Origin of the sequence: Pseudoalteromonas sp. XI10 (assembly GCF_001469895.1) — a bacterium.
Classification (GTDB): domain Bacteria; phylum Pseudomonadota; class Gammaproteobacteria; order Enterobacterales; family Alteromonadaceae; genus Pseudoalteromonas.
In genome coordinates this window covers 74795-89209 of sequence record NZ_LOPY01000009.1, presented here as the reverse complement: position 1 = coordinate 89209, position 14415 = coordinate 74795, and the positions used below count along the sequence as shown (strand labels likewise).

Annotated in this window: 12 protein-coding genes; 11 read left to right on the top strand and 1 reads right to left on the bottom strand. The window is 39.4% G+C overall.

The window, feature by feature from the left end; translation table 11 throughout:
- Positions 1-2: 2 nt before the first annotated feature.
- From AUR67_RS01485 to AUR67_RS01460, 6 genes are all read left to right on the top strand, one after another.
- Positions 3-410, top strand: coding sequence for a hypothetical protein (locus tag AUR67_RS01485; RefSeq protein ID WP_058583834.1), 408 nt, complete (start codon positions 3-5; stop codon positions 408-410).
- Positions 411-550: 140 nt separating this feature from the next.
- Entirely contained in the window at positions 551-1111 is a 561-nt protein-coding gene (locus AUR67_RS01480; RefSeq protein WP_058583833.1) for a recombinase family protein, read from the top strand.
- A 141-nt stretch (positions 1112-1252) separates the two neighbouring features.
- Positions 1253-2887, top strand: coding sequence for an ATP-dependent nuclease (locus AUR67_RS01475; protein WP_058583832.1), 1635 nt, complete (start codon positions 1253-1255; stop codon positions 2885-2887).
- 44 nt (positions 2888-2931) lie between these two features.
- The gene (locus tag AUR67_RS01470) at positions 2932-3819 is read left to right on the top strand and encodes a DNA adenine methylase (protein ID WP_235591775.1); all 888 of its coding nucleotides are present in this window, start codon (positions 2932-2934) and stop codon (positions 3817-3819) included.
- A 454-nt stretch (positions 3820-4273) separates the two neighbouring features.
- Positions 4274-6253: a methyl-accepting chemotaxis protein gene (locus AUR67_RS01465; protein ID WP_058583831.1), complete on the top strand. Its 1980-nt coding sequence runs from the start codon at positions 4274-4276 to the stop codon at positions 6251-6253.
- A gap of 216 nt (positions 6254-6469) precedes the next feature.
- Positions 6470-8194: an EAL domain-containing protein gene (locus AUR67_RS01460; protein ID WP_058583830.1), complete on the top strand. Its 1725-nt coding sequence runs from the start codon at positions 6470-6472 to the stop codon at positions 8192-8194.
- Here AUR67_RS01460 and AUR67_RS01455 read toward each other — a convergent pair.
- The gene (locus AUR67_RS01455) at positions 8191-9090 is read right to left on the bottom strand and encodes a 1-aminocyclopropane-1-carboxylate deaminase/D-cysteine desulfhydrase (protein ID WP_058583829.1); all 900 of its coding nucleotides are present in this window, start codon (positions 9088-9090) and stop codon (positions 8191-8193) included. The genes AUR67_RS01460 and AUR67_RS01455 overlap by 4 nt on opposite strands.
- 237 nt (positions 9091-9327) lie before the next feature.
- On the opposite strand from AUR67_RS01455, the gene AUR67_RS01450 reads away from it, so the two are divergent.
- From AUR67_RS01450 to AUR67_RS01430, 5 genes are all read left to right on the top strand, one after another.
- Positions 9328-11355 carry an SUMF1/EgtB/PvdO family nonheme iron enzyme gene (locus tag AUR67_RS01450; protein ID WP_054563353.1) on the top strand — a complete coding sequence of 676 codons (2028 nt, stop codon included), beginning with the start codon at positions 9328-9330 and terminating at the stop codon, positions 11353-11355.
- A gap of 132 nt (positions 11356-11487) precedes the next feature.
- Positions 11488-12531 (top strand): rod shape-determining protein, encoded by a 1044-nt coding sequence (locus AUR67_RS01445; RefSeq protein WP_054552787.1) that lies wholly within the window; start codon positions 11488-11490, stop codon positions 12529-12531.
- Complete coding sequence (gene mreC / locus AUR67_RS01440; protein ID WP_054563354.1) at positions 12531-13373, top strand: rod shape-determining protein MreC; 843 nt, start codon at positions 12531-12533, stop codon at positions 13371-13373. The genes AUR67_RS01445 and mreC overlap by 1 nt, the downstream gene beginning before the upstream one ends.
- Entirely contained in the window at positions 13366-13845 is a 480-nt protein-coding gene (gene mreD / locus AUR67_RS01435; protein WP_058583828.1) for a rod shape-determining protein MreD, read from the top strand. Before mreC ends, mreD begins: the two co-directional genes overlap by 8 nt.
- The gene (locus tag AUR67_RS01430; protein WP_058583827.1) at positions 13845-14414 is read left to right on the top strand and encodes a Maf family protein; all 570 of its coding nucleotides are present in this window, start codon (positions 13845-13847) and stop codon (positions 14412-14414) included. The genes mreD and AUR67_RS01430 overlap by 1 nt, the downstream gene beginning before the upstream one ends.
- Position 14415: the final 1 nt, after the last annotated feature.

Sequence of the window (14415 nt, the reverse complement as noted above, 5' to 3'; positions counted from 1 at the left end):
GCATGGCTAAGCATCTTACTGATGGTGATATTAAGAATATTGTTGAACACTTAGATGAGTGGGATCTTACCGTAAGGCTGACGTGGGACAAATTATGTAAAGAACTCCACAGCTCATTAGATATCAGTCATACAAGACAAACTTTACAAAAATATTCACGAATCAAAGAGGCGTATAAGAGTGTAAAGAAGCATGCATCAGGTAAAAAGCCTAGAAAGAAGAGAGCGTTACCAAGCTCACTGGCTGTAGCTGCTGTAAAGATAGAAAAGTTGGAAAGGGAGAATCAACGCCTCAATAAGGAAAATGATAGGTTGTTAGAACAGTTCTTGGTCTGGCAGTACAACGCACACATCCATGGTATGAAGTTGGCTCAACTCAATCAGCCATTACCGGAAAAACTAAATAACTAAGCAAAAGCAGTGTAAATAAAATGACCGTTTTATTTGCACCCAGCCAACTACACACCCAATACTATAATTTGCTTGTTTTAAGGTAAACAACCCGTAAAGTAATCTATGTAAAGTAAACCTACCTTTATTTTAGGATTTCGATGAAAATCGGCTATGCAAGAGTAAGCACTGACGAACAATCTGAAAGCGCTCAGTTAGATGCTTTGAAGGCGGCAGGTTGTGAGCGAATTTTTCAAGAAAAATGTAGTGGAAAATCAAAACAACGCCCGGAACTTGAACGTATGATTGATACGATAAGAGCTGATGATGTTGTTATAGTGCAACGCCTTGATAGACTTGGGCGAAGCCTGAAGGACTTAATCGAACTACTTGATGGTTTTAATTCTGAGCAAGTGCAGTTTATTAGTCTTAATGAAAACATTGATACCAGAACTGCTGTTGGCGAATTAGCGTTTCACATGATTGGCTCTATTGCTCAATTTGAGCGTAGGCTAATATCAGAGCGAACTAAGGCAGGTTTAGAAGCTGCAAGAGCTAGAGGCCGTAAAGGTGGCAGAAAACAAAAGCTAACTGCTTCTGATATCAAGAAGGCACAAGCCATGCTGCTTGATCCAGATATGACCAAAGCAGAAGTGGCAAAGCATTTTGATGTAAGCAGGCCAACATTAAATAAATCCCTTAAAGCATACACTTTGCGATAAAATGTAAAGAAGTTCATAAGATTAATGAAGGTTATCAAATAGGCTTTTACCTCTTCGATATGGAATCTTAATGAGTGTTTGTGTAAATTAACAGTTAAATCTACATCCATAAAAATAAGTTAGGAATAGGACTTCAATAATATGATAAACGGTATTAACTTCACCCATTACAGGAAGCTACAGGAATTAGAGCTAAAATTCACAAGTGGAGTCAATGCAATATCGGGGGAAAATGGGACATGTAAAAGTTCTATTTTACATATTATTGGTAATTCCTATCAAAGAATTAAGCAAACTAATCCAAATGTAGATACTAAACTTCTTAATGTTATTAAAAATATTAATCAAACAGTAAACCCTAAAATTGAGTCACTAACGAAAGGCGACAAACAGTACAACGACCCAGCTAAAGGGATAAAAGGTAAACTTTACACTGTAAAATATGATGATTATGAATGTGATTTTAGAAGACATAATGCAAAACAAGGTGAGAGTAGATATAGGTTAATTCCGACATATCCCCAAGGACAAAAACAAAGTTTGGAAGAGAGAGCTGTAATATATCTAGGTTTAACCAGAATAGTGCCAGTTGGGGAATTAGAAGATAGTACAAAAAATATTAAGAATAACTTGCCAAGTCAATATCAAGAAGAATTGGTTGAACTGTATAGTAAACTAATAGGTATTAATATTGATAATTTAGGTACTGAAAAAACAAATGATATAAAAGTTAGAAGTAATTTCACTACAACACATGAGGGAATTGATTCAAATACAATTTCAGCGGGTGAAGACAATGTATTCATAATTTTAACAGCTCTTACTTGTTTGAAATGGTTATTTGAAACGACGGAGCATGGCAGTACACTTTTAATAGACGAAATTGATGCAACTCTACATCCGTCTCTTCAATATAAACTTGTTTCAATTATAGAAGAATACTCTCTGAATTATAACATCCAAGTTTTCTTCACTACCCATAGTCTTTACCTTTTAGAAAAACTCTTAAAGAGGAAGCAGAATGTTCTGTATTTAACGAATAGTGCTGGCAACAAGGTTAGGCTTATGGAAGATCCTGATATCTACCGCATTAATATGTTTTTGAAAAGTGAGTTACGAAAAGAAGCACTTTCAGATAAAAAGATAGCTATCTTTACTGAAGATGCAGAAGCTAGAATTCTATTAACGGAAATATTTAATAATTTGGCTGAACATTGTGGTGATTTTGCAAAGATACAGCATTACTTTCATCTTGTTGATATTAATTTAGGCTCTGATAGCTTAAGAGATCTTTTTAAAGACAGGTTTCTTAATAAGACAACCCTTAAATCAATATGCATACTAGATGGTGATAAAACGGACACTGCTAATAACAAGGATGGCAGAATTTTATCTTTACCAGAAGAAGGTTCCCCGGAGCAAATCGTATTCAAACATCTAGTAAAGATGAGCGAAGATCCAATACTAACAGGAGATTTTTGGGAACAGCATCAGGTTGAGATGGAAGGGTTTAGCTTTACTTGGCTTCAGAATGAAGAGTTAATTAGCAAAGCTAATGCATTGCTTGCCTCTTATGATCGGGAAAAAGCAAAAAAACTTTTTAATCAATATTTGGACTTTTTTATTCTTATATTCCGACATTGGTTGATTAATAACCGAGAAACTCCCATCTATAGAAAATTTCTTAGAGCACTGAATATAGCTTTTAAAGCAACTGCGACTGAAAATGGCATAAATCCTCATCTTTGGAATCTGGGCAATGTTCGCAGTCAATGATAAAATAGTCGATGCGACTATCTTCAATTTAACTAAGGAAAACAGTGTCTATTTATAACTCACCTTTACGCTACCCAGGTGGTAAGACTAAGTTGGTCGCTTATGTCTTAGAGACACTTGAGATAAATGAATTGATAGGTGGTACTTACGTTGAGCCGTTTGCTGGCGGTGCTGGCATTGCTTGGTATTTGTTGCTCAATGATAAAGTTAAACATGTATGTATAAATGATATTAACCCTTCTATTTACGCTTTTTGGCATTGCGTTCTGCACTCTACAGAAGAGTTAACCCAACGTATCATCGATACCCCAGTGACAATTGAGGAATGGTTTAAGCAAAAGCAAGTTCAAGAGTGTGGTGAGGACTCTTCAATATTGGATTTAGGGTTTTCTACTTTTTTCCTAAATCGCACTAATCGCTCGGGTATTATTAAAGGTGGGGTTATGGGAGGAAAAAACCAAGATGGTAAATACAAATTAGATTGTCGATATAACAAAGAAAAATTAATCCAGCAAATAGAGTCAATTTCATCACTTAGTGATAAAGTTACATTAACAAAAAAAGATGCCAGAGAATTTCTGATTGAAGATATTAAAAAAATAGAAGGAAAATGTTTAATTAATATTGACCCACCTTATTATTTAAAAGGAAAAGGGTTATATCAAAATTTCTTTGAACATCATGACCATTGTGAACTTTGTGATGTAATTCGAACTTTAAATCGTCCTTGGATTGTTACTTACGATAATGCTCCTGAGATTAATGAAATCTATAGAGATCTCAAGCCTTCATCTTTTGATTTAACTTATACAGCTCAAGTCAAAAGGAAAGGAAGTGAAGTGATAATCTACTCACCAAGGCTTAATAAGAGTCCTCTAAATCCAAACATATCACTAAAAGAACTAAAAAAAGTAAAGCGTCTTCAGGCTTAAGTTATCAATATAGAGACTTAAATGCTCTAACTGTACCGAGTCTAGACACTAAATTGCTTCCTTGCTCGCCATAAAGAGTTTTGCCTTCTTAAGATAAATTAGTGTCCGCATACGCTCAATTATTGTCCTAAATAAGTTTAAAATAGGTTGTAACTTTACAGGAAATTTTACAAATATATGTTGATTTATATTAGGTTTCTAATTTAAGTTCTTGTTTTTATTTGGTAATTATCAAAGTTTACATTACTTATTACTATCCTTCTTAAGAGAAACCGTTCTAATTGCTGATATAGCAGAACTGTGTAATTAGTTTTTAAGAAGCCCTGCAATAGCGGGGCTTTTTTATTTGCGAAAGTTAATGCTTTACCTAAAGCAAGTTGATAGGCCGAATTGGCTATATTCAAAAGCTGGTCTAAGTTTATAGAACCTTAATTCCACAACTTTATTATTAACTATGCAGCTTTTAAGGAAGATTAGTTTTCAACAGGCGCTTGCAGCGGTTATCGCTTTTGCTTTGGTTGTGATGTTTGCAGCGTCTTATACTGTTATCAATGAGTCGCTTGTTAGAAAAAGCACAGTTGAGAAAGATGCTGTATATATACGTGAAGCTTTAATGATTGATGAGATAGCTCACGAAACGGCTGTTGAACGAGGCTTAACGGCGGGCCTAATTGGCTCTGGCTATAGTCAAAATAAAGACCGTGTTGCACAGCAGCGTGTAGTGGTCGACAAAGCATTTGATAAATTTGCCCGTTACACTCAACAGCATAAGGTTTCATCAACACTATTCAATGCGGTGTTAGCAAAACATAAGAAAATCACAGAGCTGAGAGAGAATGTCGACAAGAAGCAAGGCAAACAAGCGTTTGTGGTTTATTCTGATTCAAACAAGTTTATGCTCGATGTTGCCAACAGACGAGTCTCACAGGTCAAACAAAGTGAGGCAATCGCTTCAGGTCTTGCAATAGTCGAAATGTCTTTATTGAAGGAAAGGCTTGGGCAAGTAAGAGGTAAAGTGAATGGTGTCTTATCTTCCAAGTCTATTTCTGAGAGTAATCAAGTCTTAGTCAGTAGCTATTTTCACAATATTGAAGAAACCTTGTTTTTGCTTTCTTTAACACTTACAGGTGATGCTGATAAAAAGTGGCTAGCAGAATTGACCAACTCGCAAACTTATCAAGATGTAAAAAGCATCGTAGAAAAGCTAAATCAAGAAAGTGGTGAGTTATCTTTAAGCTATCCAACACCATCAGATTGGTTTGCTCAGTCCACTGAGCTAATAGGCAAGGTCCGTAAGCATATTCTAAATAAGCAGCAAGCTTTAGAGTCGCTGATTGAGCAAAGTCGCAGCAGTGCAAATGCTAAGGTTTATGCCACAAGTGCCTTTGTCATTATTCTTATAGGTTTGTTCTTTGCGTTTGGGTTATTCGTTATTAAGTCGCTGGCGAGAAAAGTAACTAGGGTTAGAGATGTGATTAGCACTATTGCTACCAGCCATGATTTAGCGGTGAGAATTAACGATGATTCTAGTGATGAAATTGGTGCAATCTCCAGAAGCGTTGATGAGCTCGTCGATGCGCTTACCGATTTAATTAGGCAAGTTCAGCAAGCAAATAACACCAGCGAATCCAGTGTTCGGTCATTAATCACATTTGCTAAAGAGCTATCTGAGCGTGTTGAAAATATTAATTCAACGACCGCAACATTGCATGATAATTTCTCTAGGCTTTATAGCCAAATTGAGCAAATAGCAGTATCTGCAGAAGAAAGCTCTAAAAACACCATTAAGGCGAATGATCTATCTGCAAGTACTAAACAAATTATTGGTAGGAATAAAGCAAGTATTAGCTCGTTGTCAGAGTTAATCCAGCAAGCCCATGAACAATCAGATGCCCTAAGTGCTAAAACAAACAGTATTCAATCTGTACTCGATACGATTTCGAGCATTGCAGAGCAAACTAATTTACTTGCATTGAATGCGGCAATAGAAGCTGCTCGGGCAGGGGAGCAAGGCCGTGGCTTTGCCGTTGTAGCCGATGAGGTTCGTGGTTTAGCTACACGTAGCCAAGACTCTACATCTGAAATATCTTCAGTACTTGATGATATAAAACAGCAGGTTCAGCAGTTGCAGGTGTATATGGAAAATACCTCTGACTCAACGCAAATGGTCAGTGATAATAGTGAACAAGCGTTATCGAATATAGATACCTTAACAGCGAATATTGCTGATGTGAGTAGCCAAACAAATACGGTATCTGATGCAATTGAATCGCAAAGTCAGCTTGCTGAAGAAGCGAGCAAAGCAAGCGAAAATATCACTTCAAACATGCATGATGTTCAAAACGAGTTAGCGTTACTTGAGAAGTTAATTACAGATTTAGAAAATGCACAGCAAAGAACATCCGATGCCCTAAATGTGTTTAAAGTTGATTAGCAACTGTGTTGATTTGGAGAAGCTTTAGCACTGCAAACTTTCTTACTACTCTTTAAGTAGCAGTTTGTCGGTTACAAAATAATTCTCATTAACTGTTTTTGCTAGGTGTTTAAAATTAAAAAACTTTTGACAGCGCTGGTTCTAGGATATTTCTGATATTGCTTTAAATCGCCCCGCAGCCTTGTATTTATAGGGTTCTTGAACAACACTTTGTATATGTTTAAGCAACTAACCTGTGAAATGAAACGAGACTTAGCTTCACAAATAAAGCAACCGGTGGCCATCTATGTGGCGGCCGCTTTTTTGCTGTTAGTTGTTTTTAATATTTTCTTAAGTGATGTGTTGCACGACAAAGTTCATCGCACCGGTACTGAGCTTGCCAAACAAGTGTATGAATTAAACCTCGACCCGATTGCCTCGCAAGATATTATTGCTACCTTAGTTAAAAGCCAAGGCTTTGCAATGAGCGCTAGTGATGTACCACATAACTTTGCAAACTTTATCGACTTAGAGCAAGAGGTGTTTAGCTATAAAACGGTTAATTTGCGTTTATTTCATTGGCCTTCTTGGTTGGTCGAAAGTCACTTATTTATTTTCCTAAATTTAATATTACTTGGCACTGGGTATTGGGGTTTCCGCTGGTGGAAAAAAATGTTCAAGCAATTAGCAATAACAGAAAAACCGCCGAGCAAACCATTTGAACAATTAAACACTCAGGTTACAGCCAAGAAAGTTGCATCACCTAAACCTTTAGGTCATCAAGATTTAAATATTTTGTATGGTGTGCCAACAAACTATAACCATTTGTTTGCGCTATTTTTTTGGAAAAATCCTTTCCCTGCTAACCTCGACGTTGATAATTACTTTAAGTTAGTCATAGCAAAAGGGTTTGGTGAACTTGTAAATCGCTCTGTTAAATTATTGCCGTCGGGTGGTATTGCTGTGACCTTAAACAGTGTGCCTGCCACCGAGGTTGATAAATACACTAAGCGATTACATCAGGTTATATATCAAGCTTGTTTAAATTATCGTAGTGACTTGTCTCGTGCTGATATAAAAATTGGTGTGTGTAATTACCGCACTGGGGCTGATCAGGCCGTGGTTTATCAGCTTACTAAATCAGCATTAGCGCTGGCGAAACAAAGTGCTTGGCAGCACATTCATCGCTTACCCTTTGGTCATACGCAGTCAAGCATGCTCGCTGATAGTAAAGAACACCTATTTGAGTACATAAAGAAAAAACATTTTATGTTGTTTTTTCAGCCTTTGTTCGACTTACAAACCGGCGATATTTTACAGCATGAGGCGTTGATCCGTATTCGCCACAAGAGTTTAGGCTTGCTTGCGGCTCGGCATTTTATTCCTCACATGAGTAGTAAAAAAGATGTCTTGTTATTGGACCAAACTGTGATTTCTCAAGTGAAGAAAATGCTGCTGAACGAAACAGGCTCATTAACGGTGAGTATAAACTTACACGCAATGAACTGGTTTAATGACGAGTTTTGGCTGTGGTTTAAACAGCAAATGGATGGGTTTAATAGCGCAGACAAATTGCAATTTGAATTAAGCGAAGATGATTATCTAAAACAGCATAAAAAGCTCAGTGAACAGTTTGAATGTTTAGAGAAACTGTCTGCTGGTATTGTTATTGATAACGTGCGTAGTGCAGAACATATAGCAACTTATAGAGATATCAAAAATGTATGCAGTATTAAGTTAGCATTTGAACTGATACACAATATAGATACCAACACCCAACAGCAAAAAATTGTAAAGCAAATAATATCTAAGGGTACTGAGCTAAACTTTCCTGTTTATGCGGTAGGCGTAGAAACACAGAACGAACTTGCGACCTTAAAAAACCTAGGGATCATTGCGGCTCAAGGCTTTTACTTTGCTGAACCATTGCAAAAACTGGCGGATATTACACCTTACAGCTAGTCAATTAGCCCTCGATACTTAAGGCCATCTAAACCTTGTAGCCCACCAGTGTGCACTGCAATGATATGCGTTCCTTCACTAAAGTAACCTTGCTCTATTAATTGCCAAACGGCATAGAGCATTTTGCCGCTGTAGATTGGCTCAAGCGGGATTGCGTGTTGCTCACTAAAGGTTTGGCAAAATTGCCACAAGTCATCGCAAAACTTTCCGTAACCACCATCATGAAAGTCGCAAAGCAGTTGCCAGTTTTGTTGCTGATTTGCTTTATTACTTAGTTGCCTTATCTCATCAATTAAGTAGTGCGCTTGCTTTAGTACTGCGACACCTAACAGCTTTGTGTGTTGTGGTGCACCTTCGATTAAACCTGCTAGTGTGCCGCCACTACCGGTTGGGCAAACAATCACATCAGAGCTTGGTAGGCTTTGCGCTAATTCTTTACAACCTAAAAGAGCAGCTGTGTTAGTGCCGCCTTCTGGCAATATGTAGGCATTCGGAAACTGCGCTTGTAACTGTGCTAAGTAAGTGTGGTCGTGCCTTAACCGGTAAGTAATTCGATTTACTGGGTGTAAGCTCATACCGCATTGCTTTGCGTAGTTGAGTGTTGGGTTTGCTTCGTCTAATTCAGGGCCGCGAATAATGCCGTGGGTTTTAAAGCCAAATAACTTACCCGCAGTTGCCGTGGCATGAATATGATTTGAAAATGCGCCACCAAAAGTGAGTAGTTCAGATTTACCCTGTTTCTGCATTGCATCTAGGTTAAACTTTAGCTTACGCCATTTGTTGCCACTAATTTGCGGATGAATAAGATCATCTCGCTTGATGCTCAGCTGAATTTTACGTGCAGCTAATAAGGGGTGATGAATTGTTTGTACTGGTGATTCAAAAGAACTATTCACGGCATTAATTTTCGTAAAAAAACACGTCTTATTGTAGCAAAGTCGTCTTACAGATAGAAATTAGTCAATTAAACTCAAATGATTTTGTTATTTACTGGCATCAACTAAGGTAATAGATGTAAACTCAGATAATAATTGAACAAAGCTTGTGTTTTGCCTTGCAAGTACATAGCATAAGAGTTTAATTATAAAAAATAATAATGACCAAATAATTGCCGCTTTTTGGGAATGGAATATATGCGAATTGCTCCTTTATCTCTGTTAATTTCAGTTAGTTTGCTAGCAACTAGTGCATTTGCACAAGATACTGCTACGGTAACTGGCATTGAATCAGAGATCAGTAAAAAACAAGCCGAATACGATAACTCGACCTTAATCCTCGAAAAACACCTAAAAGAAGAAAGTCAGTTACAAAAACAACTCGAATTATTGCGCGCCCGCTCAACTGAGCTAGATAAAGAAAAAAACCAAGCGCTAGATGCAATGAACGAGATGTACCGCCGACTGATTGATGACCCAACTCTTGATATCAGCAATGCGCAGTCGCGCTATCAAAAAGCTGTGGTTGATCACAAACAAAACAAAGATGATATTTCGATGCAATTGGCGGCAATTGCTTCACATAGAAAAGACATTGAGCAAATTCGTGTATCAAAGCACACCCAGTTAAACACCTTAGAAAGTTTAAAAGAGCAGTTAGCAACGGCACGTGTTGAGCGTTTACGTAACGAATTCACTCGTGAAGGCACATTAGAGGTTAATCACACGATTAACTGTAAGCGCACCGAAACACTTGCTGCCTGTGAACAACGTGGTCAACAAATGGGCTTACAAAAAGCCACTAAACGTTTTGTAGACCAGATTTTTGCAAACTTAACTGAAGAGCGTTTGGTTGAGCCAAAACGTAACCTTGCTGGTGCACAAGTTAAGATTTTAAGTAGCCATGTCGTGAACAGCGCGTTCAGTGGCCAAGGTAACTATAACGTAAACTTAAGTGTGACGATGCGCGGTGATGTAAACAGCAGCCGTTTATGTAGCCTACTTAATTTAGATAATCGTTTTTGTGCTGACTATGGCACGCCACTGGCTGGTAACTTTCAGCCAAGCTACGGCACTACCTATTCAGATAGTCAGTTAACATTCAGTGACTCTCAGGATAATGGGCAGGTGGTATCAGTTTCGCGTATGAGTGAGCAACCAGTAAGCGATTATTCTGTAAAAAAGCCAATAAAGGTTGAACCATTACCTGATCTAAAAAAATCTAAAATGGTTGAATTAACACTGCGTTCAAATGTTTATGACGACGAAGTGTTTATTGATGGTGTTAGCTATGGTGCAACTAGGTTAACGACATCATTACCAAAAGGTTTTCATGATATTGAAATTCGCAAACGTGGCTACAAAAGCTATAAAGCGCGAATTGATCTGCGTAAAGCACAAACCATTAATGCAAACCTAGTTAAAGTGCCAGAGCCTGTTGTTGCTGAAGTGACTGCGGCACCAGAACAACCTGTAACAGCACCTGTTGCAAGTATTGTTAATAAAACCAGTTCTGCCAGCATTGTAGTTATTCCCGCTGGTAAATTTAAGATGGGTGACATTAACGGCAATGGTTTAGCGAATGAGCGCCCAGTGGTAGAAAAAACCATTGCTAACTCATTTGCAATGCAAAGCAAAGAAGTAAGCGTTGGTGAGTATGAGCAATTCGTTGCGAATACCGGCTATAAAACAGAAGCAGAAAAAGATCGCGGCTGTGCGTATTACTTAAATGGCGAACCAGTGTGGGAAGCAACCTTAAACTGGCGCAACCCAGGCTTTGATCAAGAAAGTGATTTTCCGGCGGTGTGTTTAACTTATAACGATGCCAAAGCATATGCTGATTGGTTATCGGGTCAAACAGGCCAGCTGTTTCGTTTACCAAATGAGGTTGAGTGGGAATACGCTGCACGTGCAGGTAAAGAAACTGAATACCCTTGGGGTAACGAAATTGGTAAAAATTTAGCGAACTGTGGCTGGTGTGGTAGCGAATGGTCAAACAAGAGCGCTGCACCAACAGGGTCGTTTTCTCCTAACGCATTTGGCCTATACGATACTGTAGGTAATGTGTGGGAATGGACAAACAAAAAGTCAGGACAGTCTGATGTGGCTGTTCGAGGCGGTGCATGGAATTTTGCTCCTAGCCTAGCACGCGTATCAACGCGCTTAATCTTAGCGCCAGATTTTCGTGCAAACTATATCGGTTTCCGTTTAGTACGCGAACGATAAGAATTTAAAAAGGAAGCAATGGATGCTTCCTTTTTTAGCATTTTAATTAAAGCAGTTGCGCTTTTTCATGATTAGCATGATAGAGTGAGAGCAGCTAGTATAAGAACGAATTTTCAAAGGTCATCCAGCCTCATGTTTAAAAAACTCCGTGGTATTTTTTCAAACGATCTATCGATCGACTTGGGTACAGCCAATACCCTAATTTATGTAAAAGAAGAAGGTATCGTATTAAACGAGCCTTCAGTTGTTGCTATTCGTCAAGAGCGTGCTGGTGGCCCTAAGAGTGTTGCATCTGTAGGTACTGAAGCTAAGCAAATGTTAGGCCGTACTCCGGGTAACATTAAAGCAATCCGTCCAATGAAAGACGGCGTTATTGCTGATTTCTATGTGACCGAAAAAATGCTGCAACACTTCATCAAGCAAGTGCATAACAACAACTTTATGCGCCCAAGCCCACGTGTACTTATTTGTGTGCCTTGTGGTGCAACGCAAGTAGAAAAACGTGCTATTCGTGAGTCTGCTATGGGTGCTGGTGCTCGTGAAGTATATCTAATCGAAGAGCCAATGGCTGCGGCTATCGGTGCAGGCTTACCAGTGTCTGAAGCAACCGGTTCAATGGTTGTTGATATCGGTGGTGGTACAACTGAAGTTGCCATTATTTCATTAAATGGTGTGGTTTACTCTTCATCTGTACGCATTGGTGGTGACAAATTTGATGAAGCTATCATCAACTATGTACGCCGTAACTTTGGTAGCTTAATTGGTGAAGCGACAGCTGAAAACATCAAGCACCAAATCGGTTCAGCTTTCAAAACAGACGAGCCAATTGAAATTGAAGTACGTGGTCGTAACCTTGCTGAAGGTGTACCGCGTTCATTCACGCTTAACTCACACGAAATCTTAGAAGCACTGCAAGAGCCATTAATGGGTATTGTGAGCGCGGTAATGGTTGCATTAGAGCAATCTCCACCAGAGCTTGCGTCTGATATCTCTGCACACGGTATGGTATTAACCGGTGGTGGTGCATTATTAAAAGACCTAGACCGTTTATTAATGGAAGAAACCGGTATTCCAGTTGTGGTTGCTGATGATCCATTAACCTGTGTTGCACGTGGCGGCGGTAAAGCACTAGAAATGATTGATATGCACGGTGGTGACGTATTTAGCTACGACTAATGAAGTTACTTTTTGGTCGTACCATCTCTTTGCAACTGCGACTTTTTGTCGCAGTGCTTTTGAGTGTCGTGCTGATCGTGGGCGATCGCTACACTCAAGGTGGTACAACAATCCGCACCAGCCTAAACACTTTAGTTAGCCCACTTATTTATCTTGCCAACTTGCCCTATGAGTTATTTAGTATTGGCGCGAAGAACCTCCATACCCGCGAACAGCTTTTAACCGAAAACGAAGCGTTAAAAAAGAAGCAGCTACTACAAAGCGAACAACTACAACAACTGTCATTTTTATCTCGTGAAAACGATAAGTTACGCGCTTTACTCGGTTCATCGGCTAAACAATCAAATCGTAAAATTATTGCACAAGTCCTCTCTGTTCATTCAAACCCGTATAGCCACCAAGTGGTTATTAACCGTGGTACAACGGATGGCTTAAGCGAAGGCCAAGCTGTGATTGACGAAATGGGTGTAGTGGGGCAAATCACTCAAGTGGGTTCAACTACCTCGCGCGTGCTACTAATGACAGATACAACCCATGCCACACCTGTGCGTATTTTACGTAACGATGTACGTACCGTGGTTGAGGGCATTGGTAAAATCAACGTGGTAAAGCTTTCGCATGTACCACATAGCCTTGATGTTCGCATTGGCGATATCTTGGTTACGTCTGGCCTTGGTGGCACCTTCCCAGAGGGATATCCGGTTGCAGTAGTGACCGAAATTAACCGTGATGAAGGGCGTCCTTTTGCGCAGGTTTATGCTGAGCCAATTGCGCAACTTGACCGTATTCGCTTATTGGTTGTGCTGTGGCGTAATCAGCAGGAGAGCATCAGCAATGAATAGTCGTCACTTTTTGCTGATTGCTATCAGTATCTTCTTTGCATTGGTAATGGCATTAATGCCGTTACCGATTTCGTTTGAACCATACCGCCCAGACTGGGTCTTAATGGTATTAATGTATTGGTCGTTAGCGGTGCCACACCGATTAAATATTGGCACAGCTTGGGTGGTTGGTTTATTAATGGACCTTGCATCAGGCTCGCCACTCGGTGTGAACTCACTGACTTATTCAGTGTGTATATTTATCACTGCGAGTAACTTCCAAAAAATTAGAAACTTTTCTTTATGGCAGCAAAGCATTTTAATTGCTTTGTTTTTAACGCTTTACCACCTCATGCAATTTTGGCTTAACCACTTTTTAATGGGCGTTTATTTTAGCCCGCATTATATGTGGCCAGTACTAACCGGCATGCTTTGTTGGTGGTGGATATTCTTAATTTTGCGTAAATATCGCCGTCATTTCAGGATTAGATAATGCAAACCGCAATTTATTTGGCGTCTGCATCACCGCGCCGAAAAGAGTTGCTCAGCCAACTTGGCGTTGAGTTTTCTCAATTTAGCGTTGATGCTGATGAAAGCCAATTCCCAAACGAAGCCCCGCGTGATTATGTAGAGCGTCTTGCTAGACTCAAGGCACAATCGGGCGTTGCTATGGGTTACACTGACCGCCCAGTACTTGGCAGCGATACCGTGGTTGTCATTGATGATACCGCACTTGGTAAGCCGCTAGACCAAGCTGATTTTACCGCTACCATGAAGCGCTTATCTGGCCGCACTCATCAAGTGATGACGGCTGTGGCAATTGCTGATAGCGAGCAAGTAAAAAGCTGCCTTGTTGTCACCGATGTTACATTTAAACCGCTCAGCGATGCTGAAATTGATGCTTATTGGCATAGTGCTGAGCCACAAGATAAAGCCGGTGGTTATGGCATACAAGGCTTAGGGGGCCGCTTTGTTAGTCATCTTTCGGGTAGCTATTTTGCGGTTGTCGGCTTACCTTTATATGAGACAGAGCAGTTATTAAACGAATTTTTAAGAGGGTAAC